At 51.6% G+C, this 23521-nt stretch carries 23 protein-coding genes and 2 tRNA genes; 24 read left to right on the forward strand and 1 reads right to left on the reverse strand.

Annotated elements, in window-relative coordinates:
- Positions 1–37 precede the first annotated feature (37 nt).
- The 9 genes from AC3ARB_RS03845 (at position 38) to AC3ARB_RS03885 (ending at position 8638) form a co-directional block, all read left to right on the forward strand.
- Complete coding sequence (locus tag AC3ARB_RS03845) at positions 38–466, forward strand: type II toxin-antitoxin system PemK/MazF family toxin (RefSeq protein WP_488321239.1); 429 nt, start codon at positions 38–40, stop codon at positions 464–466.
- Between the two features lie 420 nt (positions 467–886).
- The gene (gene parC / locus AC3ARB_RS03850) at positions 887–3343 is read left to right on the forward strand and encodes a DNA topoisomerase IV subunit A (RefSeq protein ID WP_488321240.1); all 2457 of its coding nucleotides are present in this window, start codon (positions 887–889) and stop codon (positions 3341–3343) included.
- Between the two features lie 10 nt (positions 3344–3353).
- Positions 3354–3773, forward strand: coding sequence for a rhodanese-like domain-containing protein (locus AC3ARB_RS03855; RefSeq protein WP_488321241.1), 420 nt, complete (start codon positions 3354–3356; stop codon positions 3771–3773).
- Positions 3774–3893: 120 nt separating this feature from the next.
- On the forward strand, positions 3894–4124 hold the full coding sequence (locus tag AC3ARB_RS03860) for a DUF2969 domain-containing protein (RefSeq protein ID WP_488321242.1): 231 nt from the start codon (positions 3894–3896) through the stop codon (positions 4122–4124).
- A gap of 61 nt (positions 4125–4185) precedes the next feature.
- Positions 4186–4266 (forward strand) — tRNA-Tyr (locus AC3ARB_RS03865).
- Positions 4267–4271: 5 nt separating this feature from the next.
- Positions 4272–4343, forward strand: a tRNA-Gln gene (locus AC3ARB_RS03870).
- 103 nt (positions 4344–4446) lie between these two features.
- Complete coding sequence (rpsA, locus tag AC3ARB_RS03875; protein WP_488321243.1) at positions 4447–5655, forward strand: 30S ribosomal protein S1; 1209 nt, start codon at positions 4447–4449, stop codon at positions 5653–5655.
- Between the two features lie 114 nt (positions 5656–5769).
- Positions 5770–8058: a DNA helicase PcrA gene (gene pcrA / locus AC3ARB_RS03880; protein WP_488321244.1), complete on the forward strand. Its 2289-nt coding sequence runs from the start codon at positions 5770–5772 to the stop codon at positions 8056–8058.
- A 7-nt stretch (positions 8059–8065) separates the two neighbouring features.
- A complete protein-coding gene (locus AC3ARB_RS03885) occupies positions 8066–8638 on the forward strand; it encodes an immunity protein Imm33 domain-containing protein (RefSeq protein WP_488321245.1) in 573 nt (190 codons plus the stop codon).
- 94 nt (positions 8639–8732) lie between these two features.
- On the opposite strand, the gene AC3ARB_RS03890 is transcribed toward AC3ARB_RS03885, so the two are convergent.
- Complete coding sequence (locus AC3ARB_RS03890; protein ID WP_488321246.1) at positions 8733–9071, reverse strand: hypothetical protein; 339 nt, start codon at positions 9069–9071, stop codon at positions 8733–8735.
- A gap of 275 nt (positions 9072–9346) precedes the next feature.
- Here AC3ARB_RS03890 and dprA point away from each other — a divergent pair, with 275 nt between their 5' ends.
- From dprA to AC3ARB_RS03965, 15 genes are all read left to right on the forward strand, one after another.
- Positions 9347–10189 carry a DNA-processing protein DprA gene (gene dprA, locus AC3ARB_RS03895; RefSeq protein ID WP_488321247.1) on the forward strand — a complete coding sequence of 281 codons (843 nt, stop codon included), beginning with the start codon at positions 9347–9349 and terminating at the stop codon, positions 10187–10189.
- A 92-nt stretch (positions 10190–10281) separates the two neighbouring features.
- Positions 10282–12381: a type I DNA topoisomerase gene (gene topA, locus AC3ARB_RS03900; RefSeq protein ID WP_488321248.1), complete on the forward strand. Its 2100-nt coding sequence runs from the start codon at positions 10282–10284 to the stop codon at positions 12379–12381.
- A gap of 210 nt (positions 12382–12591) precedes the next feature.
- The gene (locus tag AC3ARB_RS03905) at positions 12592–13278 is read left to right on the forward strand and encodes a tRNA (adenine(22)-N(1))-methyltransferase (RefSeq protein WP_488321249.1); all 687 of its coding nucleotides are present in this window, start codon (positions 12592–12594) and stop codon (positions 13276–13278) included.
- Positions 13268–14056 (forward strand): Nif3-like dinuclear metal center hexameric protein, encoded by a 789-nt coding sequence (locus tag AC3ARB_RS03910; RefSeq protein WP_488321250.1) that lies wholly within the window; start codon positions 13268–13270, stop codon positions 14054–14056. Before AC3ARB_RS03905 ends, AC3ARB_RS03910 begins: the two co-directional genes overlap by 11 nt.
- A 9-nt stretch (positions 14057–14065) precedes the next feature.
- Entirely contained in the window at positions 14066–15169 is a 1104-nt protein-coding gene (locus tag AC3ARB_RS03915; RefSeq protein WP_488321251.1) for an NAD(P)/FAD-dependent oxidoreductase, read from the forward strand.
- A 75-nt stretch (positions 15170–15244) separates the two neighbouring features.
- A complete protein-coding gene (gene rfbA / locus AC3ARB_RS03920) occupies positions 15245–16114 on the forward strand; it encodes a glucose-1-phosphate thymidylyltransferase RfbA (protein WP_488321252.1) in 870 nt (289 codons plus the stop codon).
- Positions 16114–16707: a dTDP-4-dehydrorhamnose 3,5-epimerase family protein gene (locus tag AC3ARB_RS03925; protein WP_488321253.1), complete on the forward strand. Its 594-nt coding sequence runs from the start codon at positions 16114–16116 to the stop codon at positions 16705–16707. Before rfbA ends, AC3ARB_RS03925 begins: the two co-directional genes overlap by 1 nt.
- A complete protein-coding gene (locus tag AC3ARB_RS03930; RefSeq protein WP_488321254.1) occupies positions 16707–17195 on the forward strand; it encodes a phosphoribosylanthranilate isomerase in 489 nt (162 codons plus the stop codon). The genes AC3ARB_RS03925 and AC3ARB_RS03930 overlap by 1 nt, the downstream gene beginning before the upstream one ends.
- Positions 17196–17209: 14 nt before the next feature.
- Positions 17210–18256, forward strand: coding sequence for a dTDP-glucose 4,6-dehydratase (rfbB, locus tag AC3ARB_RS03935; protein WP_488321255.1), 1047 nt, complete (start codon positions 17210–17212; stop codon positions 18254–18256).
- Between the two features lie 145 nt (positions 18257–18401).
- Positions 18402–19649: a carbohydrate-binding domain-containing protein gene (locus tag AC3ARB_RS03940; RefSeq protein WP_488321256.1), complete on the forward strand. Its 1248-nt coding sequence runs from the start codon at positions 18402–18404 to the stop codon at positions 19647–19649.
- 103 nt (positions 19650–19752) lie between these two features.
- Positions 19753–20274: a hypothetical protein gene (locus AC3ARB_RS03945; RefSeq protein ID WP_488321257.1), complete on the forward strand. Its 522-nt coding sequence runs from the start codon at positions 19753–19755 to the stop codon at positions 20272–20274.
- A 13-nt stretch (positions 20275–20287) separates the two neighbouring features.
- Positions 20288–20662, forward strand: a complete 375-nt coding sequence (locus AC3ARB_RS03950; RefSeq protein ID WP_488321258.1) for a DUF1149 family protein — start codon at positions 20288–20290, stop codon at positions 20660–20662.
- 1 nt (position 20663) lies between these two features.
- On the forward strand, positions 20664–21512 hold the full coding sequence (locus tag AC3ARB_RS03955) for a DegV family protein (RefSeq protein ID WP_488321259.1): 849 nt from the start codon (positions 20664–20666) through the stop codon (positions 21510–21512).
- A gap of 9 nt (positions 21513–21521) precedes the next feature.
- Positions 21522–22286, forward strand: a complete 765-nt coding sequence (gene dapB / locus AC3ARB_RS03960) for a 4-hydroxy-tetrahydrodipicolinate reductase (RefSeq protein ID WP_488321260.1) — start codon at positions 21522–21524, stop codon at positions 22284–22286.
- Positions 22283–23488 carry a CCA tRNA nucleotidyltransferase gene (locus AC3ARB_RS03965; RefSeq protein WP_488321261.1) on the forward strand — a complete coding sequence of 402 codons (1206 nt, stop codon included), beginning with the start codon at positions 22283–22285 and terminating at the stop codon, positions 23486–23488. The genes dapB and AC3ARB_RS03965 overlap by 4 nt, the downstream gene beginning before the upstream one ends.
- Positions 23489–23521: the final 33 nt, after the last annotated feature.

A 23521-nucleotide genomic window follows, 5' to 3' on the forward strand; every position in this document is an offset into this window, starting at 1 on the left:
TTGCAGGTCAGGTGCACCTTATTTTTTGGAGGTGCTTGTGTTCGATATTGGCGGTGTTTATTTAGTGGCTTTTCCAGATAAAGGCGGCAGGGAGTTTTATGGGAAGCACTATGCGGTTGTCTTGACCGAGCCTGCCTCAGATGATGGGACGCTACTGGTTGCTCCTATTACTGGGAAAAAGCCCAAGACCCGATACAAAGGGGGCATCACCTTAGATAACCACAAATACCAAACAGAACCATCTTATGATAAAGCCTTTGTTTATACACGGAAAATCCAAGAAATTGATAAACGAAAGGTTGTTTTCGTCAAAAAGAAACAGGTTGATGAGACAGGTCAGGCTTGTTTGGACAAGAATGGTCATGAACTGTTTATTAAGCAGTATAAAAAGATTTATCAATTGGATTCTAGCGATTACCAACGATTGCAAGATAGCTTGCGAACAGTTTTACACCTGGCGGATTAAGCTTTTCAGCTCTGCTATTTCCCTAAAAATAAAACCCTTGAATCTTAAAGGAAAGGACAGTTTGGTTCTGTTGAACTGAACATGGGACTTTCTAAATTTTACCTTCTAACTTTATAGAAAGGATTTGAGCACAGGCTAAAAACCTAGTGAAAAAGATAAAGTGGCTAGCAATCAGGAGCTTGCGTCGCCACTTTCCTATTTTCATACGGTTTTCTTGACGCCTTTTGCATCTTACGAAAGGAACTGAACACGGGACTAATTCCCTAGGAAAAATGATAAATCTTCCTAGACGCTAGCGTCTTTGTCAGATTTCTCTTTTCGCTTTTGAGTTTTTTGGCTCAAAGCTAAAACAGTTCACTGAACTGTTTTACTTCTACGGGAATTTTCGGCTAGCCGAACCGTCCCTTTGTATCTTATATTATGTCAAACATTCAACACATGTCCCTTGAGGACATTATGGGGGAGCGTTTTGGGCGCTACTCCAAGTACATTATTCAGGAGCGGGCCCTGCCGGACATTCGGGACGGGCTCAAGCCCGTCCAGCGGCGGATTCTCTACTCCATGAACAAGGACGGCAACACCTTTGACAAGGGTTACCGCAAGTCGGCCAAGTCGGTCGGTAACATCATGGGTAACTTCCACCCCCACGGGGACAGCTCCATCTACGAGGCCATGGTTCGGATGTCCCAGGACTGGAAGAACCGTGAGATTTTGGTCGAAATGCACGGGAACAATGGTTCCATGGATGGTGACCCGCCTGCGGCCATGCGTTACACCGAGGCTCGCCTGTCGGAGGTCTCGACCTTCTTGCTCAATGATATTGAGAAGAAAACCGTGCCTTTTGCCTGGAACTTTGACGACACGGAGAAGGAGCCGACGGTTCTACCTGCGGCCTTTCCCAACCTCTTGGTCAACGGAGCGACAGGGATTTCAGCTGGTTATGCGACGGACATTCCCCCTCACAACTTGGCCGAGGTCATCGATGCGGTGGTTTACCTAATTGACCACCCGCAAGCCAGCGTTGATAAGCTCATGGAATTCCTGCCTGGGCCTGACTTCCCAACGGGAGGCATTATCCAGGGGGCGGATGAGATTAAGAAGGCCTACGAGACTGGTAAGGGTCGGGTCGTGGTGCGTTCTAAAACTGCCATTGAGCAACTCAAGGGCGGTAAGGAGCAAATCGTCATCACCGAGATTCCTTACGAGATTAACAAGGCGGTCTTGGTCAAGAAGATTGACGAGGTTCGGGTCAACAGCAAGGTGCCAGGCATTGCCGAGGTGCGTGATGAGAGCGACCGAACGGGGCTCCGCATTGCCATCGAGCTCAAGAAGGACGCCGACGCCCAGGTCATCCTCAACTACCTCTTCAAGTACACCGACCTTCAGGTCAACTACAACTTCAACATGGTGGCCATCGACAACTTCACCCCTCGCCAGGTGGGTCTCCACAAGATTTTGACCAGCTACATCGCCCATCGGCGGGAGGTCATCATCGCTCGGTCGCGGTTCGATAAGGAAAAAGCAGAGCGCAGACTCCACATCGTTGAAGGGCTGATTCGGGTTCTGTCTATCCTGGATGAGGTCATTGCCCTCATCCGTGCTTCGGACAATAAGGCTGACGCTAAGGAAAATCTGAAGGTCAGCTACAATTTTTCGGAGGAGCAGGCCGAGGCCATCGTGACCCTCCAGCTCTACCGCCTGACCAATACGGACATCGTGACCCTGGAAGAAGAAGACAAGAGCCTGCGTGAGCAGATTGCCACCCTGACTGCCATCATCGGTGATGAGAAAACCATGTTCCACCTCATGAAGAAGGAACTCCGTGAGGTCAAGAAGAAGTTTGCCAACCCTCGCCTGTCTGAATTGCAGGCTGAGACAGAGAGCATCGAGATTGATACGGCAAGTCTGATTGCTGAGGAAGACACTTATGTCAGCGTGACCCGAGCTGGTTACATCAAGCGGACCAGCCCACGGTCATTCGGTGCTTCAACGGTTGAGGAAATCGGCAAGAGAGAGGACGACGACCTGCTCTTTGTCCAGCAGGCCAAGACCACCCAGCACCTGCTCCTCTTTACCAATTTGGGCAATGTCATCTACCGACCGGTCCATGAATTGGCCGATACCAAGTGGAAGGACATCGGGGAGCACATTAGCCAGACCGTGACCGCCTTTGACAAGGATGAGCAGGTCATTCTGGCGGAGATTGTTGATAGCTTTGACGGTGTGACCTACTATGCGGTGACGCAGGCTGGTCAAATCAAACGCTTTGACCGCAAGGAATTCACCCCATGGCGGACCTACCGTTCCAAGGCCCTCAAGTTCGCCAAGCTTAAAGATGCCAGCGACCGTGTCGTGACCGTGTCGCCGATTGCCTTGGACGACGTCATGATCATCACCCACAAGGGTTACGCTCTGCGATTTAACGTGGAAGAAGTGCCAGTAGTGGGAGCCAAGGCAGCTGGGGTCAAGGCCATCAACCTCAAGGACGATGATGTCGTCGCCGCAGCCTTTATGGCCAACACGGCCAGCTTCTACCTCCTGACCCAGAGAGGCAGCCTCAAGCGAGTAGCCGTATCGGAAATCCCAACCGCCAAGCGGGCGGGACGTGGCTTGCAGGTCCTGCGGGAGCTCAAAACCAAGCCTCATACCGTCTTTGCAGCAGGCCCAGTCTGGTCTGAAGCCAGCGGCGAGCTGGATCTTTTTGCTAGCCCAGCGGAGGAGGCTAATGGTCAGTCTCTCATCATCACTGCTAACGATGGTCAGGTGACAGAAGTGGTTCTGGACAACCTTGGTTTGTCTGAACGGACCAGCAACGGTTCTTTTGTGTCAGACAGCATTTCGGATACGGGAGTAAGGATGATTAAACTCAAGAATTAGGAGAACAATCATGAAGTGGTTCATGCTTTTCTTGGCGAGCGTCCTATTGGTGGCTTGCCAGCCCCAAAAGGCAAGTAACCAGACCAGCTCCATCAACTGGGAGCAGGCTGGGCCCGATGCCCAGGCCCAAGAAATCACCTTTGCCCAGGTTGAAGCAGTAGTAGAAGCTGGAGCCAAGTTCTATGACGTCCGCAGTCCCAAGGAGTTCCAAACCAGCAATTTCGGCATCACCGAGAATTTCCCCGTGACCGACATGGAGGCGGGCAAGTTCCCTGACCTGCCCAAGGACACGCCGATTTATGTCCACTGCCAGAGCGGTCGGCGGTCAGCCGACGCGGCCAAGCTCCTGCGGGCGGCTGGCTTCACACAGGTTTATGACCTGGGCGGCCTAGCTGCGGTGGAAGCCATCGGCGGGGTCTTGCAGGATTAGTTTTTTGGGAGATGGCAGAGCAGGTCATCAGGCTTTGTGGCTAAAATCGCCTTTGCTGACGAAAAGACCTTGTCAGCTCAGCTATTTTCCTGTAAAATAAGACAGAAAGGACGTGCAATCATGAGTAAAAAAGACAAAAAAATCGACATTCAAGTCGTGGATGCCAAGGTGACTGTGGAAGGTCAGGCCATAGAGGGTTTGGAGCTGATTATCGGCAAGAAAACCATCGGCCAAATCGTCGAGCTGGACAGCAAGTTTGCGACGGTCAAAAACGGCAAGGTTGACAGCTTTTTCAAGACCTTAGAGTTGGCTGTGACCAATTTGGTGGAAAACTATAACCTCAGCCATTAAAAAAATGAGCAAAAGGGCTTGATATTAACAAGAAATTGTGGTAAACTGTTTCTTGTTGTATGGGAAGATAGCGAAGTGGCTAAACGCGGCGGACTGTAAATCCGCTCCTTCGGGTTCGGGGGTTCGAATCCCTCTCTTCCCATTTTTTGGGGTATCGCCAAGCGGTAAGGCAACGGACTTTGACTCCGTCATTCGTTGGTTCGAATCCAGCTACCCCAGTCTTGGTTTAGGGCTTGCCCAGCGGTTCTTTGAACCGCCGCCTAGAGAAATATTTTTGTTGTCAAAAGTTAGCTTGCTGGCTTTTGTTGGAGGATTTTTTAGAATGAATGAATTTGAAGATTTGCTAAACAGTGTTAGCGAAGTCAACCCTGGTGACGTTGTCACTGCTGAAGTGTTAACCGTTGATAACGGTCAAGCTAACGTAATCATCAGCGGCACTGGTGTTGAAGGTGTATTGACCCTTCGCGAATTGACCAGCGACCGTAATGCAGACATTAACGATTTTGTTAAAGCTGGTGAGACACTTGAAGTGCTTGTTCTTCGTCAAGTCGTAGGTAAAGATACTGATACAGTAACTTTCCTCGTGTCTAAAAAACGCTTGGAAGCTCGTAAAGCTTGGGACAAATTGATTGGTCGTGAAGGCGAAGTGGTTAACGTTGCTGTTACCCGTGCCGTTAAAGGTGGATTGTCAGTTGAGTTTGAAGGCCTGCGTGGATTTATTCCTGCGTCTATGATTGACAGCCGCTTTATCCGTAACACTGAGAAATTTGTTGGTCAAACTTTTGACGCAAAAATCAAAGAAGTATCAGCTGCTGACAACCGCTTCATCTTGTCACGTCGTGACGTTGTTGAAGAAACTTCAGCTGCTGCTCGTCAAGAAGCCTTCTCTAAACTTGCTGTTGGTTCAGTTGTAACTGGTAAAGTTGCTCGCTTGACTAACTTTGGTGTCTTTGTAGAGCTTGGTGGCGTTGACGGCTTGATTCACATCACTGAATTGTCGCACGAGCGTAACGCTTCTCCAAAATCAGTTGTTACTGTTGGTGAAGAAGTTGACGTTAAAGTCTTGGCTATCGACGAAGAAGCTGGCCGTGTGTCATTGTCACTTAAAGCGACTACCCCTGGACCATGGGATGGCGTTGAGCAGAAACTTGCTGCTGGTGATGTGATTGAAGGTAAAGTGAAACGCTTGACTGACTTCGGTGCTTTTGTGGAAGTTTTGCCAGGTATCGACGGTTTGGTTCACGTGTCTCAAATCTCTCACAAGCGTGTTGACAACCCTAAAGAAGCTTTGACTGTTGGTCAAGACGTTACTGTTAAGGTTCTTGAAGTGAACGCTGACGCTGAGCGTGTATCACTCTCAATCAAGGCTCTTGAAGAGCGTCCAGCTCGCGAAGAGCGTTCAGAAGATGGCGAAAAACGCCAATCACGTCCTGCACGTCGCCCACGTCGTGAAGCCAAACGTGACTTCGAATTGCCAGAAACACAAACTGGTTTCTCTATGGCTGACCTTTTCGGCGATATTGAATTCTAAAATGATGAAAAGGACTGAGAGTTTCTCTCGGTCTTTTTTGTGTCTGAAAGAACTAATTCATCTTTGGGTTGAAACATGGTATAATGGAGAGAATGACTGCGAATGGAGAAACCAATGACAAATTTATTAGATGGCATGAATGCCAGACAGGCTGAGGCTGTTCAGACAACCGAAGGCCCGCTCTTGATTATGGCAGGGGCTGGGTCTGGTAAGACTAGGGTGTTGACCCATCGGATTGCCTACTTGATTGAGGAGAAAAACGTGGCCCCTTGGAACATCCTGGCCATCACCTTCACCAACAAGGCTGCCAGAGAGATGAAGGAGCGGGCCTTCCAGCTCAATCCAGCCACTAGCGATACCCTGATTGCCACCTTCCACTCCATGTGCGTCCGCATCTTGCGTCGGGAGGGAGACAAGATTGGCTACAACCGTAACTTTACCATCGTGGATCCTGGTGAGCAGCGGACGCTGATGAAACGCATCCTCAAACAGCTCAATCTGGACCCTAAAAAGTGGAACGAACGAGCCATTCTGGGTACCATTTCCAACGCTAAAAATGACCTGCTGGATGAGGTGGCCTACGAGCGTCAGGCTGGGGACATCTACACCCAAATGGTGGCCAAGTGCTACAAACTCTATCAGGCAGAACTCCGCAGAAGCGAAGCCCTGGACTTTGATGACCTGATCATGGTGACCCTCAAGCTCTTTGATGACAATCCTGAGGTGCTCAGCTATTACCAAAACCGCTACCGCTATATCCACGTGGACGAGTATCAGGACACCAACCATGCCCAGTACCAGTTGGTCACGCTCCTGGCGTCCCGCTACCGCAACATCTGTGTGGTGGGGGATGCCGACCAGTCCATCTATGGCTGGCGGGGGGCAGACATGCAGAATATCCTGGACTTTGAGAAGGATTATGCTGAGGCCAAGGTGGTTCTTTTGGAGGAGAACTACCGCTCGACCAAGACCATCCTGCAGGCGGCCAATGAGGTCATCAAAAACAACCGCAACCGCCGGGAGAAGAAGCTCTGGACCCAGAATGCGGATGGAGATAAGATTGTTTACTACAAGGCCCGTGATGAGCATGAGGAGGCCATTTTTGTGGCCAGTCAAATCGGGCAGGCGGTGCGTGAGGGCAATCGAGCCTTCCGTGACGTGGCTGTGCTTTACCGAACCAACGCCCAGTCGCGGACCATTGAGGAAGCCCTGCTCAAGTCCAATATCCCCTACACCATGGTTGGCGGCACCAAGTTCTACAGCCGTAAGGAAATCCGTGACGTCATCGCCTACCTCAATGTCCTGGCCAACAAGGCCGACAACCTGAGTTTTGAACGGATTGTCAATGAGCCCAAACGGGGTGTTGGCCCAGGAACCTTGGACAAGCTCCGTGACTTTGCGGTAGCGACCAACCAGTCTCTCCTTGAAGCGGCCAGCGAGGTGGTCATGTCGTCCATCAAGGGCAAGGCTGCTCAAGCCCTCTTTGAGTTGGGTAACCTCCTCCTCAACCTGCGAGACAAGCTGGACACTTACAGCCTAACCGATCTGGTGGAGCTGGTGTTGGATAAGACGGGCTATCTGGATAGCCTCAAGCTCCAAGGCACGCTAGAGAGCCAGGCTCGGGTAGAGAACATCCAGGAATTTCTCTCCGTGACCAAGATCTTTGACGACAAGACTGCTGAGACGGAAACCGACGAAACTGGTCTTGATCGCCTCAGCCGTTTCCTCAACGACCTGGCCCTGATTGCCGACACCGACGACGGCGAGGCTCAGGCCTCTCAGGTCACCCTCATGACCCTCCACGCTGCCAAGGGGCTGGAGTTCCCTCTGGTCTTCCTCATCGGCATGGAGGAGGGGGTCTTCCCCCTCAGCCGAGCCAGCGAGAACCCCGACGAGCTGGAGGAGGAGCGTCGCCTGGCCTATGTGGGCATCACCCGAGCCGAGCACCAGCTCTACCTGACCAACGCCAACGCCCGAACCCTCTTTGGTAAGACTGGCTACAACCGCCCTAGCCGCTTCCTCCGTGAGATTTCCGACGACCTTTTGGACTACCAAGGCCTGGCCCGCCCTGCCAACACCTCCTTTGTTGCCTCTTATGGCAATAGCAGAGCCACACAGTTTGGCCAGGGCATGAGCCTGTCCCAAGCCCTGCAAGCTAGAAAGAGCTCGGCTCAACCAAGACCATTTGGTCAGCCTGTCACAGCCAGCTCACCAGCAGCTACCAGCATCACCGCAACCGACTGGCAGGTGGGAGACATCGCCATCCACCGCAAATGGGGTGAAGGTGTGGTTCTCGAAGTGACTGGCTCAGGCAGCAGCCAAGAAGTCAAAATCAAGTTCCCAGAAGTTGGTCTCAAGAAATTGCTGGCCAGCCTGGCTCCGATTGAGAAGAAAGGAAACTAGAAAGCCTGTGTTGAGAGAGGTCAGCTCATCCATCGGTTCTCGGACCTTTCATGGTCAGGTGACAGCAGGTTTTGAAGTAGCCTTCCATGGTCTGGTCCAGCTGATTCCTGAACAGGCGACACCTGGTCAAACCGTTCAGCTTGGTTTCAGTCTCTACACTTTGGAAGCCATTGATCAGCAGCAAATCCGTCTTTTGGCTCAAGATTTCTCTAAAAATCCTTGGCAGGATTGGACAGCTGATTTAAGCACGGCCCTTTACTGCTTGCAGGAGCAGGTCTTGTTTGCCAGTCTTCTCGGCATAGTCCCAGAGGACTGCCGTTTTGATGACAAGATTGTCATTGCCAAAGGTGTTTTTGAAGCTGACCGCTATTACCTGCACAAGTCAGCAGGCAGTTGGTTCATTGGCTATCAAGACAGGGACAATACAGACCTTGTTGCCATCTCTGCCTACCAGTTATTGAGCGTTAACCCCAAACTGATTAAGCTCCTCATTTTACCAGATGAGTATCTGGCCACAGTAGATCAGAGAGAGAACAGCTCGATTGTTGATGAGCACGATTGTCTGATTTTTGGGAACTGACAGTTGTTCAGCCAATTAAAGACTAAAAATCTGCCCTGGTTTGCTACCAAGGCAGGTTTTTCTGCTCTGCGATTGTTCCCCAAAAATGGGAGGGCTAGTCAGCCAGTTTGAGCTGCTCTGCGATTTTCCGACCAGCCTCTTCGGCCAAACGCTGGCGTTCGGTTCGAGCTTTGATGTAGCTCTCCGTATCGCCCTTTTCCATGGCCGCCAGAAACTCAGCTGCCGTCTCCAGTAGGTACTGGTCAATCTCAGCCTCGCTGTTAAAGGCGTAAGGGTCGGTTTCAGACAGGTAGTAGGTCTTGTAAATCCGGCCCTGCTGGGTCAAAATCTGGGTCAGCTCAGGCTTGGTCTGGGCTTCAAACTGGACTAGGCTGCTGTAAGCCCATTTTTCGGTGGCGTAAAGGCCTGTCGGTGAGACAAGTGGTTTGGTCATGGCAATCTCCTTATTCTGGTGGGTGGGGGATTAGGTTATTTTAGGGGGATCTCTAAAAACGAGCTTTTTGACTGTTTTTCCAAGTCAAAAGTCTATCAAATCAACGATTTGAATTTGGTTAATTGAGTTTTTAGAAGTCCGCTTTAACGATGACACTGGCAAAGCTGTGTTCACTATTAGCTAGTCAATCTTAATCATACAAAAAAATCTCTCAACTTGTCAAGGTTTTCTGACCAGTTACGAATAATTCAGTAGAACCTCTGAAAGGACAAGCCATGAACAATTTTGAACTCTATAAGCTGAAAAAGGCTGGCCTTAGCAACCGGCAAATCAACCATATTCTAGATTACCAGAAACGGCAGGGCAAGTCTCTATCCCTACGGGATATGGTTGTTGTCTCCCAGCACAAGCAACCCAGCCTCATCATGGAGGCCTACAAGCAGCTGGATACCAAGGCTCTCAAGGCTGAATTTGCCCGTTTTCCTAGTTTTTCTATCCTGGATGCTTGCTACCCTCTGGAACTAAAAACCATCTACAACCCGCCCGTTTTGCTCTTTTATCAGGGCAACCTGGAGCTCTTAGACAAGCCCAAGCTGGCTGTGGTTGGCTCTCGCAACACCAGCGAGACGGGTATCCAGTCCGTCAAAAAGGTTCTGACCGAGCTCAAGAACCAGTTTGTCATTGTCAGCGGTTTGGCTCGCGGTATTGACACCGTTGCCCATGTGGCTGCTTTGAAAAATGGCGGAGCGACCATTGCCGTCATCGGTTGTGGACTGGATGTTTACTACCCCAAAGAAAATCGCCAGCTCCAAGACTATATCGCTAAGCACCATTTACTTTTGACCGAGTATTTACCAGGAGAACAGCCCCTCAAATACCATTTCCCTGAACGTAACCGGATCATCGCCGGCCTCTCCCAAGGGGTTCTAGTTGCCGAAGCCAAGTTGCGGTCAGGTAGCCTGATTACCTGTGAACGAGCCATGGAAGAAGGACGAGACATTTTTGCCATTCCAGGCAATATTTTAGACGGTCACTCCGATGGCTGTTTGCAGCTGATAAAAGACGGGGCAAAGTGCACAACGACAGGCTTGGACGTGATTTCTGAGTACCAATTCTAAACCATCTTTTCCTATAGGAAAAAGTTTTCTATTGACAGTTGGGCAAAAATGGTTTATCATGCTATAGATTTGACTTTGAGAGAAAGAGATTTATGGCAACAGCAACAACGTCTAAAAAGAAAACGGCGACCAAGAAAAACCTGGTCATCGTGGAGTCGCCTGCCAAGGCTAAAACCATTGAAAAATACCTGGGCCGCAACTACAAGGTAGTCGCCTCGGTCGGGCATATTAGAGATTTGAAAAAATCGTCTATGTCCATCGATTTTGAGAATAACTACGAACCCCAGTACATCAACATCCGTGGCAAGGGACCGCTGATCAATTCCCTGAAAAAAGAGGCCAAGAACGCCAAGCAAGTTTTTCTGGCGAGTGACCCGGATAGGGAAGGAGAGGCCATTTCCTGGCATTTGTCTCATATTTTGGGCTTGGACATTGCAGACAAGAACCGAGTGGTCTTCAACGAGATTACCAAGGATGCGGTCAAGCAGGCCTTTGTAGAACCTCGTCCCATTAACATGGACCTGGTCGATGCCCAGCAGGCCCGTCGGGTCTTGGACCGCATCGTGGGTTACTCCATTTCACCCATCCTTTGGAAAAAGGTCAAAAAGGGCCTCTCAGCTGGTCGGGTGCAATCGGTGGCCCTCAAGCTCATCATCGACCGTGAGAACGAGATTAAGGCCTTTAAACCAGAAGAATACTGGACCATCGACGGCCTCTTTAAAAAAGGGACGAAGAAGTTCCAAGCTAGTTTTTATGGCTTAGATGGCAAGAAACTCAAACTGTCAACCAACGATGATGTTAAGGCTGTTCTTTCCCGCCTGACCTCGCCAGATTTCTTGGTCGAGCAGGTCGAGAAGAAGGAGCGTCGCCGCAATGCACCGTTGCCTTACACGACCTCATCCCTCCAACAGGATGCAGCCAACAAAATCAACTTCCGTACTCGTAAAACCATGATGGTGGCCCAGCAGCTCTATGAGGGGATTAGCTTGGGTCCAGCTGGTCATCAGGGTCTCATCACCTACATGCGTACCGATTCGACACGGATTAGTCCTGTGGCCCAGGCTGACGCGGCTAACTTTATCAGTCAGCGGTTTGGTAGCCAGTATAGCAAGCACGGCAACAAGGTCAAGAATGCCAGCGGGGCCCAGGATGCCCACGAGGCCATCCGTCCGTCTAACGTCAACCATACCCCTGAGCAGGTGGCCAAGTACCTGGACAAGGACCAGCTCAAACTTTACACCCTGATTTGGAACCGTTTTGTGGCCAGCCAGATGACAGCGGCAGTCTTTGACACGGTCAAGGTCAACCTGACCCAAAACGGGGTCCTCTTTACGGCAAATGGTAGCCAGATTAAGTTTGACGGTTATTTGGCCGTTTACAACGACTCCGACAAGAACAAGATGTTGCCTGAAATGGCTGAAGGTGACAAGGTCACCAAAGAAAACTTGTCACCAGAGCAACACTTTACCCAGCCACCAGCCCGTTATTCTGAGGCCACCCTCATCAAGACTTTGGAAGAAAACGGGGTCGGCCGACCGTCAACTTATGCTCCGACCCTGGAAACTATTCAAAAACGCTATTATGTCAAATTAGCGGCCAAGCGGTTTGAGCCGACTGAACTGGGGGAGATTGTCAATTCCCTGATTGTCGAGTTTTTCCCAGACATCGTCAACGTTGCTTTCACGGCGGAGATGGAAACCAAGCTGGATGATGTCGAAGTGGGCCAAGAAAACTGGCAGAAGATTATCGACAGCTTTTACCAGCCCTTCAAGGTTGAGCTGGACAAGGCTGAGAGCCAAATGGAGAAAATCCAAATCAAGGACGAGCCAGCTGGCTTTGCCTGTGACCTCTGTGGCCATGACATGGTCATCAAGCTGGGGCGTTTTGGTAAGTTCTATGCTTGTAGCAATTTCCCTGATTGCCACAACACCAAGGCCATCACCAAGGAAATCGGTGTGACCTGTCCAGTCTGCTCGCAGGGTCAGGTCATCGAACGCAAGACCAAGAAAAATCGGATTTTCTACGGCTGTGACCGTTACCCAGACTGTGACTTTACCTCTTGGGACAAGCCGATTGGTCGAGCCTGTCCAAAATCTGGCGATTTCCTAGTTGAAAAAGCCGTTCGCGGTGGCGGCAAGCAAGTCGTCTGTGGCCATGACAAGTGTGATTACAAGGAAGAGAAGATTAAGTAAATCAGCGAAAAAAAGATTACCTAAGACGGTCTAGTTTCGGGTAAATTGAATAGCATTTCCCTCTGCGACCAGTTTCTTGTTTGTTACAGGAAACTGTTTTTTTTATCGGCTATGGCTTGCCATAAGAATGAACTGATTACACTTTATCGGTCGTTTTTTAAGGGAATAATGTGGTATAATAAAGGGAAATACGCCTTTAGAAAGGGACTTATGACTGAAACCCAACTTTCCCAACGCCTGCTGGCCGTCAGCACATTTGTGCCTGCTGGCAGCCGCCTCCTGGACGTGGGCAGCGACCACGCCTACCTGCCCCTCTACCTGCTGGAGCAGGGCCAGATCATGGCCGCTGTTGCTGGCGAGGTGGTGGCTGGCCCCTACCAGTCGGCCCTAAAAAACGCCCAGAATTCGCCCTTTGCTGACCGCCTGACCGTTCGTCTGGCTGACGGTTTAGCTGCCCTGGAGCTCACCGACGGCATTGACACCGTGACCATTTGCGGTATGGGTGGTCGCTTGATTGCGACCATTTTGGACAATGGCAGAGCAAAACTGGAGGGCATCAACCGCCTGATTTTGCAGCCCAACAACCGAGAGGATGACCTCCGCAACTGGCTGAGCGAAAACGATTATGCTATTCTTGCTGAGACCATCCTAGAAGAACATGGTAAGATTTACGAAATCATCGTGGCTGAACCTGGCCAGCAAGACTTGACTACAGCCGATTTGCGGTTTGGGCCCTTCCTGCGTCAGGAAAAGTCTGCGGTCTTTGTGACCAAGTGGACCAAGGAACTGAAGAAACTCGAGGAGGCTCTTAGCGAGATTCCTGACCATCACAAGGAAGCCCGCTCTGCTATTTCTCAAAGAATCCAAGCCATCAAGGAGGTGCTGCATGAAAGCTAGTGAACTCATCGCCCGTTACGAGGCCTTTTGCCCGCCGGGTCTGTCTCTGGAGGGGGATGTGGTCGGCCTGCAAATCGGAACCCTGGACAAGGCCGTTCGCAAGGTCATGGTGGCCCTGGACATCCGTGAGGGAACGGTGGCTGAGGCCATTGAACAGGGTGTGGACCTGATTATTGTTAAGCACGCTCCGATTTTCCGTCCGCTGAAAAATCTGGTGGCCAGTCCCCAGACCCAGATGGTCCTGGATTTGGTCAAGCATGATATCGCCGTTTACGTCAGCCACACCAATATTGACGTGGTTGAAGGAGGTCTCAATGACTGGTTCTGTGAGCTTTTGGGGCTGACCCAGGTGGAAGTCCTGTCGGAAACAGCCGACGGCCAGGGCATTGGTCGGGTCGGCAATCTGGAGCCAACCAGCTTTGAAGATCTTGCCCTGAAAGTCAAGGAGACCTTTGGTCTGGACAGCGTGAGGTTGGTCAGCTACGACCGAGCCAATCCGACGGTGAGCCGTTTGGCCCTCTGCGGTGGGTCTGGCCAGTCCTTCTACAAGGACGCCCTCAAAAAGGGGGCCCAGGTCTACCTGACAGGGGACATCTACTACCACACCGCTCAGGAAATGCTGACGGATGGCCTCTTGGCCATCGACCCAGGCCACCACATCGAGGTCCTCTTTGTGGAACGTTTGGCTCGGCTCTTGGAAACTTGGGCAGTCGAAGAAAACTGGTCAGTAGAAGTGCTGGCTAGTCAGGCGAATACTAATCCGTTTTATCACCTTTAGGAGGTTTCCATGAAAATCGCCATTATCGGAGCGGGTATCGTTGGGTCAACGGCCGCTTATTACCTGTCAAAAGAAGAGGGGCTAGAGGTCACCGTCTTTGACCACGGGGTTGGCCAGGCCACCAAGGCGGCGGCTGGGATTATCTGCCCCTGGTTTGCCCGCAAACGCAACAAGAACTGGTACAAGATGGCCCGTTTGGGGGCAGATTTTTACCAGACCCTGGTGGCGGACTTGCAGGCAGATGGCTATGACACTAGTTTTTACGAGCAGGTTGGGGTTGTAGTCATCAAGTCTCGGGAGGACTTTCTCGAAGAGACCCTGCAACTGGCCCTGACCCGAAAGGAAGAGTCGCCCCTTATGGGCGAGGTTAAGCTGATTAGTCAAGAGGAGTTGGATAGCCGCCACCCTGGCATCGCTGGCTTTGACCGCTACCTCTGGGCGTCTGGTGCCGCTCGTCTGGACGGGGCTGGATTGACCCAGACCCTCTTGGCGGCCAGCAAACTCCCTGTTATTACCAAAGAGGTCAAGCTGGAAGTGTTAGAGAATGGTCGCTATGCCATCGATGGCCAGGTTTTCGACAAGGTTATTTTGGCCTGCGGGGCCTGGTTGCCCTTCATTCTGGAGCCGCTGGGCTATCAGGTGGCGGTCCGTCCTCAGAAGGGGCAGATCATCGACTACCACTTCACTGACCTGGACACGGGCAGCTACCCTGTCATCATGCCCCACGGGGAGGGTGACATCATTCCTTTCCGTGAGGGGCGGATTTCGGTCGGCGCCTCCCATGAGAATCAGGCAGGCTACGACTTGGAGCTGGATCCGACTGTCCTGGCTGGACTTGAGGCCAAAGCTCTGCCATTTTTTGGAAAAATCGCTGGCGCAGCCACCAAGAGTTACCGGGTGGGCATCAGGGCCTATACGCCAAACTTTGCCCCCTTCTATGGGCAGGTACCAGGGCTGTCGGGTGTTTATGCGGCCAGTGGCCTGGGCTCATCAGGTCTGACCACAGGGCCTCTTATCGGTCAGGAGCTGGTTAAACTGCTTTTGAGGCAAGAGGGCCAGCTCAGCCCAGCTGACCACCCCATTGAGGCCATGGTGCAGGTTGTTGAAAACTGACAAAATTAGCGATTTGTGCTATAATGGCAATAGTGCAAAACTGACAGTTATGCCAGTTAAGAAAAAGGAGTTCCCATGAAAGGTATTATTCTGGCGGGTGGTTCAGGAACCCGCCTCTATCCCTTGACCCGAGCAGCGTCTAAGCAGCTCATGCCAATTTACGACAAACCCATGATTTACTACCCCCTGTCAACGCTCATGTTGGCTGGGATTAAGGAGATTTTGATCATCTCAACCCCACAAGACCTGCCCCGCTTCAAGGACATGTTGGGCGATGGGTCTGAATTGGGCATTTCCCTCTCTTATGCTGAGCAGCCAAGTCCAGACGGTCTGGCTCAGGCCTTTATCATCGGTGCTGATTTTATTGGTGACGATAGCGTGGCTCTGATTTTGGGAGACAACATCTACCACGGTAACGGACTGACCAAGATGCTCCAGCGGGCAGCTGCTAAGGAAATTGGTGCAACGGTCTTTGGCTACCAGGTCAAGGACCCAGAACGCTTTGGTGTGGTGGAGTTTGATGCGGACATGAACGCCATTTCCATCGAAGAAAAACCAGAAGTGCCTAAGTCCAACTTTGCCGTGACTGGTCTTTACTTCTATGACAATGATGTGGTTGAGATTGCCAAGAACATCAAGCCAAGCCCTCGTGGTGAATTGGAAATCACCGATGTCAACAAGGCTTATCTTGACCGTGGTGACTTGTCTGTTGAGTTGATGGGACGTGGCTTTGCCTGGTTGGATACAGGTACTCATGAAAGCCTGCTGGAGGCTGCCCAGTACATCGAGACGGTTCAACGCCTGCAAAACGTTCAGGTGGCTAACCTGGAAGAAATCGCCTACCGCATGGGTTACATCACGGCTGACCAAGTCCGTGAGTTAGCTCAGCCATTGAAGAAAAACGAATACGGACAATACCTGCTCCGTCTGATTGGAGAAGCCTAATGACAGAACAATTTTTTGGTAAGACCCTGGCGGCCCGTCCTGTTGAGGGCATCCCAGGCATGCTGGAATTTGATATTCCTGTTCACGGGGACAACCGTGGCTGGTTCAAGGAAAATTTCCAGAAGGAAAAAATGCTTCCCCTCGGTTTTCCTGAGAGCTTTTTTGCAGAAGGCAAGCTCCAAAACAACGTCAGCTTTTCCCGTAAAAACGTTCTGCGTGGCCTCCATGCTGAGCCTTGGGATAAGTACATCTCGGTAGCTGACGGCGGTAAGGTTCTGGGAACTTGGGTGGACCTGCGTGAGGGTGAGACCTTTGGCAACACCTACCAGACCATCATTGACGCCAGCAAGGGGATTTTCGTTCCCCGCGGCGTGGCTAATGGCTTCCAAGTCTTGTCAGACTTCGTTTCTTACAGCTACCTGGTCAATGACTACTGGGCCTTGGAACTCAAGCCTAAGTATGCCTTTGTCAACTATGCTGACCCAAGTCTAGACATTACATGGGAAAACTTGGAAGAAGCAGAAGTGTCAGAAGCTGATAAAAATCACCCTCTCCTCAAGGATGTTAAACCTCTGGGAGCTGAAGATTTGTAATGCTTTCGGTCTTTTTAGAAATAGCAGAGCAGCTTAACAGGATTGGGATTAAACCGTTATTGATGGGGGCTGTTGGTTTAGAGCAGAGAACAGGACAAGACTGGCAAGCTAGGGATTTGGATATCCATGTGCCTGGTGATTCAAGAGGCTGGGAAGTTCCCGATGACCAGCGGATTTATCAATTTGAGGCCCTTCATCAGGTCATGACATCTCTAGGTTACGATTTGATTGACCGGCACGAACACGAGTACCAAAAAGACGGCTTGTCAGTTGAGTTCGGTGTTATGGATACCTTACCTGATTTTTCAGGAGTAGCCTTGGCTGACCTAGAAGAGCAGGTGGTGGACGGTGTTCGTTACTATCTGCCTACTCTTGAGCAGTACCTTGCTATTTACCAAGCCTCGTCCAAAGATAGTTATCGAGCAGAGAATAATAATCAAAAAGATTTTGTAAAAATTGATTACTTGAAAGCAAGATTAGAAAAATAAAATTCGGAGAAATCATGTCAGAATTCAAACACATCATCGTCACAGGTGGAGCTGGTTTTATCGGCTCAAACTTTGTGCATTACGTTTATAACAACCACCCAGAGGTTCATGTGACTGTTCTGGACAAGTTGACCTACGCGGGTAACCGAGCCAACTTGGAAGCCATTCTTGGTGACCGGGTGGAGCTGGTTGTGGGCGACATCGCTGACGCCGAGTTGGTGGACAAGTTGGCTGCCAAGGCGGATGCCATTGTTCACTACGCGGCAGAGAGCCACAACGACAACTCGCTCAACGACCCATCCCCATTTATCCACACCAACTTTATCGGGACTTATACCCTTTTGGAAGCGGCTCGCAAGTACGACATCCGTTTCCACCACGTGTCAACTGATGAAGTGTACGGTGATTTGCCACTTCGTGAAGACCTGCCGGGCCACGGCGAGGGGCCAGGTGAGAAGTTCACCGCAGACACCAATTACAACCCATCATCGCCTTACTCATCAACCAAGGCGGCGTCTGACCTGATTGTTAAGGCTTGGGTGCGTTCCTTTGGCGTAAAAGCGACCATTTCCAACTGTTCAAACAACTACGGGCCTTATCAGCACATCGAGAAGTTTATCCCGCGTCAGATTACCAACATCTTGGCGGGCATCAAGCCAAAACTCTACGGTGAAGGCAAGAATGTCCGTGACTGGATCCACACCAACGACCACTCGACTGGTGTTTGGGCTATTCTGACCAAGGGCCAAATGGGGGAAACCTACCTGATCGGTGCCGACGGTGAGAAGAACAACAAGGAAGTTCTGGAGCTGATTTTGGAGAAAATGGGGCAGCCTAAAGATGCCTACGACCATGTGACTGACCGTGCTGGCCATGACCTCCGCTATGCCATTGACGCCAGCAAGCTCCGCAATGAGCTGGGCTGGACGCCTGAGTTCACCAACTTTGAAGCCGGTATCGAAGAAACCATCAAGTGGTACACCGACAACCAAGATTGGTGGCAGGCTGAAAAAGAAGCAGTTGAAGCCAAGTACGCTCAAACCCAGCAAGTGATTAAATAAACCAAGCACTACCGTCCAATCCTTCGATTGGGCGGTTTTTAATCAAGAGGTGTGGTGGAGGGAGCTTTAAGTTTTTCTTTAGCAAATTTTTAGGCTGGTTTTAGTTTTGAAAATTATACTTGTTTTCAGAAAGAAGGTAATAACTATGACAAGAAAAAACAAATTGAAGATGATTTTCCCAACCCTCGTAACGGTGATGACCCTGGCGGCCTGCCAGGCCCAGTCAGCCAATAGCCAGTTGGCAACCAGCTCGTCTGGTCAAGCAACGACAACCACGCAAACTAGCCAAACCAGTTCAACTGGGACGGCAAACACGGCTTATTTCTCAGACCGAGACCTGGATGCCAGCTACGATGCGGCGACAGCCAGCACCATTAACCTCAACGGCTCATCAGCCACAGTTGTTGGTAATGGGGTCAGCGTGACGGGCTCGGTGGTGAAAATTAGCCAGGCGGGGACCTATGTGGTGTCTGGTCAGAGTGAGGGTGTTCAGATTTTGGTGGAGGCCGCTGACAGCGACAAGGTCCAAATCGTTCTTGATGGGGTGACCATGACGGGGACAGATGCCCTGATTGCGGTGACCTCGGCAGACAAGGTCTTTCTGACCCTGGCAGATGGCTCGCAAAATAGCCTGAGTGACTCGGCTAATCGGACGGCGACTGATTACAGCGCAGCCATTTACAGTAAAAAAGACCTGACCCTAAACGGAACGGGCAGTCTCGTGGTGGAGGGCAACTACAATAATGCCATCAAGTCTAACGACGACCTCAAGATTGCGGGCGGAACCTACACGGTAACGGCGGCCAAGCATGCCTTGTCGGCAAATGATGCCCTCAACATCACGGGGAGCGTGCTTAACTTGACGGCGATGGAGGATGCTATCCACTCGGACAATGATGAGGACACGACCCTGGGTAACCTCTATCTAGCGGACAGTAGTGTGACCATCAAGGCTGGGGACGACGCCATTCACGCCACCAACGAGCTGGTGATTGACAGCGGCGACATCACCATCGAGACCAGCACGGAAGGGATTGAGGGCAAGGTGATCACCATTAACGGCGGGACAATCCTTGTCAATGCCACGGACGACGGCATCAATGCCACCGACTGGACCAAGTCCTCCGACAGCATGATGGTCATGGAGGGCGTGAGCCTGACCATCAACGGTGGCGACCTGACCGTTAACATGGCTGAGGGCGATACCGATGCCATCGACTCCAACGGCGATTTGACCGTGACGGGCGGCACCATTAACCTCAACGGTCCCTTTGGCTTTGATTTTGACGGCACGGCGACCTACAGCGGTGGTAGCATCACCCACAACGGCCAACAACTGACCGAGATTGTGGCTTCAGGCCCTGGTGGAATGGGTGGCATGCCCCCACGTTAGGATTTAGGGAAATAGCAGAGCGAAAAAAGGTTTAGCTGGTGAGCTAGACCTTTTTAGCTTGTGACAGGTGACGCTTGCCTGAAACTATGCTATAATAGAAACCATGAAAACATTAGCAACTGTCTATGCAGACCATGCAGAAGTGCCTCAGGTGCCTGACCAGTATTTGGACGAGATCTTGCTCAAGCCCATTGCCAAGCGGCAGATGGAGAGAACTCCAGAAGGGCTCTTGCCAGGCCATATTATCATGCTCTGGCGGCTGCAATTTGGCTCTTACCTGACCACCAGCCCCCACCACAAATACTTTGCCACGACCTATGGGATTGTGGCCCAAAAAGAACTGGACTGGTTGATGGACCAGGGTTATGTGATCTTGGAAAATCCTGTGCAAGCGCTCCGCCATGTTCCCGCCCAAAAACTCAAACTCTGGCTCAAGGAAGCTGAAGTCAAGGGCCTGTCCAAGATGGCTCGGGCTGACCTGGACGCCCAAGTTCTGGCCCTGTGGTCGGAAGAAGAATTGGATCAACGCTTCGAGGAGCGGGCCTACCTCCTGACGGAAAAGGGGCAGGAAACCTTGGACCGCCATCCCGAGATTGTTGCTAAACACCCCCAAAAGAAATTTTAAAAAGGAGATTTTTATGGAACTCAAACAAGAACAGCCCTTCGTTAATGCTTATCACTATGATGCCCGCAACCTGGAGTGGGAAAAAGAGCACGGTGCTCCCCAGTCCAATGCTGAGGTTAAGTTTCAACTGATGGAGAAAAACGAGGAAACTCAGACCACAACCTTCATGTCTGTCCTCCACTTTATCGTGGTGCAAGACCAGTTTGTGGTCAGCGGTGTCATGTCCCAAATCAACTACCTCCACAACCGCTTGGTCGATTCGCCAAATGAATTTACTCAGGCTGAAGTGGAAACCATCTCCGCTCCCCTCTTGCAGCTGCTCAAGCGCCTGACCTATGAAGTGACGGAGATTGCCTTGGACCAACCAGGGGTTAGTTTGGAGTTTTAGGATGAAATTAGCTGTTATTACCGATTCGTCGGCCTATTTTGAGCCCGGCCTCAGGGAACGCGAGGGCCTCTTTGTCCTGGATGTTCCCATCACCATCGACGGGGAGACCTATGTCGAAGGGGTTAACTTAGACATTGCTGAGTTTTATGGGAAAATGGCTGCCGCAGCTGAGCTGCCAAAAACCAGCCAACCCAGCCTGGACCAGCTGGACACCATCTTGGCCAGCCTGCCTGAACAGGGCTACACCCATGTTATCGGCCTCTTCTTGTCAAGCGGGATTTCAGGTTTCTACCAGAACATCCATTACCTGGTGGATGAGCATCCCCAGCTGACCATCGCCTTCCCAGACACCAAAATCACCTCAGCCCCTCTGGGGAGCCTGGTTCGTAATGCCCTCAACTGGGCGGCGGCTGGTCAGGACTTTGAGGCCATTTTGGACAGGCTCAACCAGCAGATTGCCAAAAGCACAGCCTTTATCATGGTTGATGACCTCAAGCATCTGGTAAAAGGTGGACGTCTGTCTAACGGCTCTGCCATGCTCGGAAACCTCCTCTCTATCAAGCCCATCCTCTATTTTAATGACGAGGGGGCGATTGTGGTCTATGAGAAGGTTCGGACCGAGAAAAAAGCGGTGAAACGCCTCTTGGAGATTTTGAGCGAGCGGACGGCGGACGAGGACTACGAGATTGTCGTCCTCCATACCAATGCCCCAGCCAAGGCTGAGGAACTCATGCAGGCCCTGACCGTGCTTGGCAAAGGGGCGACGGCTCAAATCGTGCCCCTTAATGCCGTCATCGCCACCCACTTGGGTGAGGGTGGGATTGCCCTGGGCTTTACGCCGAAGCTGTAAGGAGAAGCCATGATCAAGGTTATTATTGCCGGATTTTTAGGAAAGATGGGGGCGACCGCTGCCCAGATGGTCCGTGAAGATGACCAGTTGGAGCTGGTGGGCCTTTTGGACCCCTTTGCGACCACAACTGAGGTGGAGGGCGTGCCCGTCTTTACCACCAAAGAAGACTTGATTGGCCTGGCTGCTGACGTCTGGGTCGATTTTACCATGCCAAAGGTGGCCTACGAAAACACCCGTTTCGCCCTGGAGCAGGGCTATGCCCCTGTGGTTGGCACGACTGGTTTTACCACGGAGGAAATTGCCGAGCTGACCAGCCTGTCTGCTGATAAGAGCTTGGGTGGTCTGATTGCACCAAACTTTGCCATCGGAGCGGTCCTGCTCATGCAGTTCGCCCAGAAAGCAGCCCAATACTTCCCAAATGTGGAAATCATTGAACTCCACCACGACAAGAAAAAAGATGCCCCGTCTGGCACCGCCATTAAGACCGCTGAACTGATTGCCCAGGTGCGGGAGAGCCAGGACCAGGGAGTCGCAGACGAGGAAGAATTGCTTGCTGGTGCCCGTGGTGCCAACTATGACGGCTTCCGCATCCATTCGGTACGCTTGCCAGGTCTGGTCGCCCATCAGGAAGTCATCTTTGGCAGTCAAGGTGAAGGCTTGACCCTCCGTCATGATTCCTACGACCGCGTGTCCTTCATGGGCGGGGTCAACCATGCCATCAAGGCCGTTGTCACCCGTGACCAATTAGTCTATGGATTAGAGAATTTACTATGAAATTAACCCATCTGCCTTCTGAATTTCAGGAGGCTTTGCCCGTTTTAGAAAAACTAAAGGCCGCAGGCTACGAGGCCTATTTTGTCGGTGGCTCGGTGCGTGATGCCCTCTTGGGCCGTCCCATCCACGATGTGGACATCGCCACCTCAGCCTATCCAGAGGAGACCAAGGCTGTTTTTCAGCGTACCGTCGATGTGGGCATTGAACACGGCACGGTTCTGGTGCTGGACAATGGCGAGTACGAGGTCACGACCTTTCGGACTGAGGACGTCTATGTGGACTTCCGCCGGCCGTCCAGCGTCTCCTTCGTCCGTTCACTGAGCGAAGACCTCAAGCGGCGGGACTTCACCGTCAACGCCTTTGCCCTGGACGAAACCGGTCAGGTCATCGACCATTTTGACGGCCTGATAGACCTAGACAATCAGGTTCTGAGAGCTGTCGGCTTAGCCGAAGAGCGGTTTAAGGAAGACGCCCTCCGTATAATGCGGGGCTTCCGTTTTGCGGCCAGCCTCAACTTTGCCATCGAACCTGCCACCTTTGCGGCCATGGCCGACCAGGCCCACCTCTTGGAAAAGATTTCCGTCGAGCGGGTCTTCATCGAGCTGGACAAGCTCCTGACCGCCCCCCATTGGCAGGCTGGTTTGACAAGCCTGATTGCCAGTTCCGCCTATGATTACCTGCCTGGTTTATTTGGGAAAATGGCAGAGCTGGAGAGCTTGTTGGCCAGCTTGGCAGACGATTTTACCTTTGCCAGTTCTGAACAGGCTTGGTCTGCTCTGCTATTGGCCTTAGCCGTAGATGAACCCACCGCCTTCCTCAAACAATGGAAGACCTCCCGCGACTTTCAGCGTGCTGTCAGCCAGCTGGTGGCGGCCTACCGTGAGCGTCTGAGCGGTCCTGTGACCAAGCAGCTGGTTTACGCCTACGGCAAGGACTGCCTGCTTGCGGTCGAGCACCTGCGTGCCGGCCAGGGCCTGGACAGCCAGCCTGATTTGGTCACAGAACTCGACCAGCTCCTGCCCATTCACTCCAAGCAGGATATGGCCATCACCGGCCGTGACCTCATCCAAGACTTCGGCATTAAACCAGGTCCTCAACTGGGCGATATCCTCGACGAGCTGGAGCGAGCGATTGTGGCTGGGGAAGTTGGGAATGAGAGGGAGGAAGTCTGGGAGTGGGTTAGGAGATATCAGACGATTTAAAACAAAGAATTGATTCTATTAAAATAAATGGAG

Source organism: Streptococcus sp. ZY171113 (assembly GCF_057748235.1).

What these genes read in the sequence shown, in the direction of transcription:
- AC3ARB_RS03950 (WP_488321258.1), top strand. Translation starts at nt 20,288, where the DNA reads ATGGAACTCAAACAAGAACAGCCCTTCGTTAATGCTTATCACTATGAT.
- AC3ARB_RS03965 (WP_488321261.1), top strand. Translation starts at nt 22,283, where the DNA reads ATGAAATTAACCCATCTGCCTTCTGAATTTCAGGAGGCTTTGCCCGTT.
- AC3ARB_RS03930 (WP_488321254.1), top strand. Translation starts at nt 16,707, where the DNA reads ATGCTTTCGGTCTTTTTAGAAATAGCAGAGCAGCTTAACAGGATTGGG.
- AC3ARB_RS03860 (WP_488321242.1), top strand. Translation starts at nt 3,894, where the DNA reads ATGAGTAAAAAAGACAAAAAAATCGACATTCAAGTCGTGGATGCCAAG.
- AC3ARB_RS03890 (WP_488321246.1), bottom strand. Translation starts at nt 9,071, where the DNA reads ATGACCAAACCACTTGTCTCACCGACAGGCCTTTACGCCACCGAAAAA.
- dapB (WP_488321260.1), top strand. Translation starts at nt 21,522, where the DNA reads ATGATCAAGGTTATTATTGCCGGATTTTTAGGAAAGATGGGGGCGACC.
- rfbA (WP_488321252.1), top strand. Translation starts at nt 15,245, where the DNA reads ATGAAAGGTATTATTCTGGCGGGTGGTTCAGGAACCCGCCTCTATCCC.
- AC3ARB_RS03925 (WP_488321253.1), top strand. Translation starts at nt 16,114, where the DNA reads ATGACAGAACAATTTTTTGGTAAGACCCTGGCGGCCCGTCCTGTTGAG.
- AC3ARB_RS03915 (WP_488321251.1), top strand. Translation starts at nt 14,066, where the DNA reads ATGAAAATCGCCATTATCGGAGCGGGTATCGTTGGGTCAACGGCCGCT.
- AC3ARB_RS03905 (WP_488321249.1), top strand. Translation starts at nt 12,592, where the DNA reads ATGACTGAAACCCAACTTTCCCAACGCCTGCTGGCCGTCAGCACATTT.
- AC3ARB_RS03855 (WP_488321241.1), top strand. Translation starts at nt 3,354, where the DNA reads ATGAAGTGGTTCATGCTTTTCTTGGCGAGCGTCCTATTGGTGGCTTGC.
- AC3ARB_RS03945 (WP_488321257.1), top strand. Translation starts at nt 19,753, where the DNA reads ATGAAAACATTAGCAACTGTCTATGCAGACCATGCAGAAGTGCCTCAG.
- pcrA (WP_488321244.1), top strand. Translation starts at nt 5,770, where the DNA reads ATGACAAATTTATTAGATGGCATGAATGCCAGACAGGCTGAGGCTGTT.
- AC3ARB_RS03940 (WP_488321256.1), top strand. Translation starts at nt 18,402, where the DNA reads ATGACAAGAAAAAACAAATTGAAGATGATTTTCCCAACCCTCGTAACG.
- topA (WP_488321248.1), top strand. Translation starts at nt 10,282, where the DNA reads ATGGCAACAGCAACAACGTCTAAAAAGAAAACGGCGACCAAGAAAAAC.
- parC (WP_488321240.1), top strand. Translation starts at nt 887, where the DNA reads ATGTCAAACATTCAACACATGTCCCTTGAGGACATTATGGGGGAGCGT.
- rpsA (WP_488321243.1), top strand. Translation starts at nt 4,447, where the DNA reads ATGAATGAATTTGAAGATTTGCTAAACAGTGTTAGCGAAGTCAACCCT.
- AC3ARB_RS03910 (WP_488321250.1), top strand. Translation starts at nt 13,268, where the DNA reads ATGAAAGCTAGTGAACTCATCGCCCGTTACGAGGCCTTTTGCCCGCCG.
- dprA (WP_488321247.1), top strand. Translation starts at nt 9,347, where the DNA reads ATGAACAATTTTGAACTCTATAAGCTGAAAAAGGCTGGCCTTAGCAAC.
- AC3ARB_RS03955 (WP_488321259.1), top strand. Translation starts at nt 20,664, where the DNA reads ATGAAATTAGCTGTTATTACCGATTCGTCGGCCTATTTTGAGCCCGGC.
- rfbB (WP_488321255.1), top strand. Translation starts at nt 17,210, where the DNA reads ATGTCAGAATTCAAACACATCATCGTCACAGGTGGAGCTGGTTTTATC.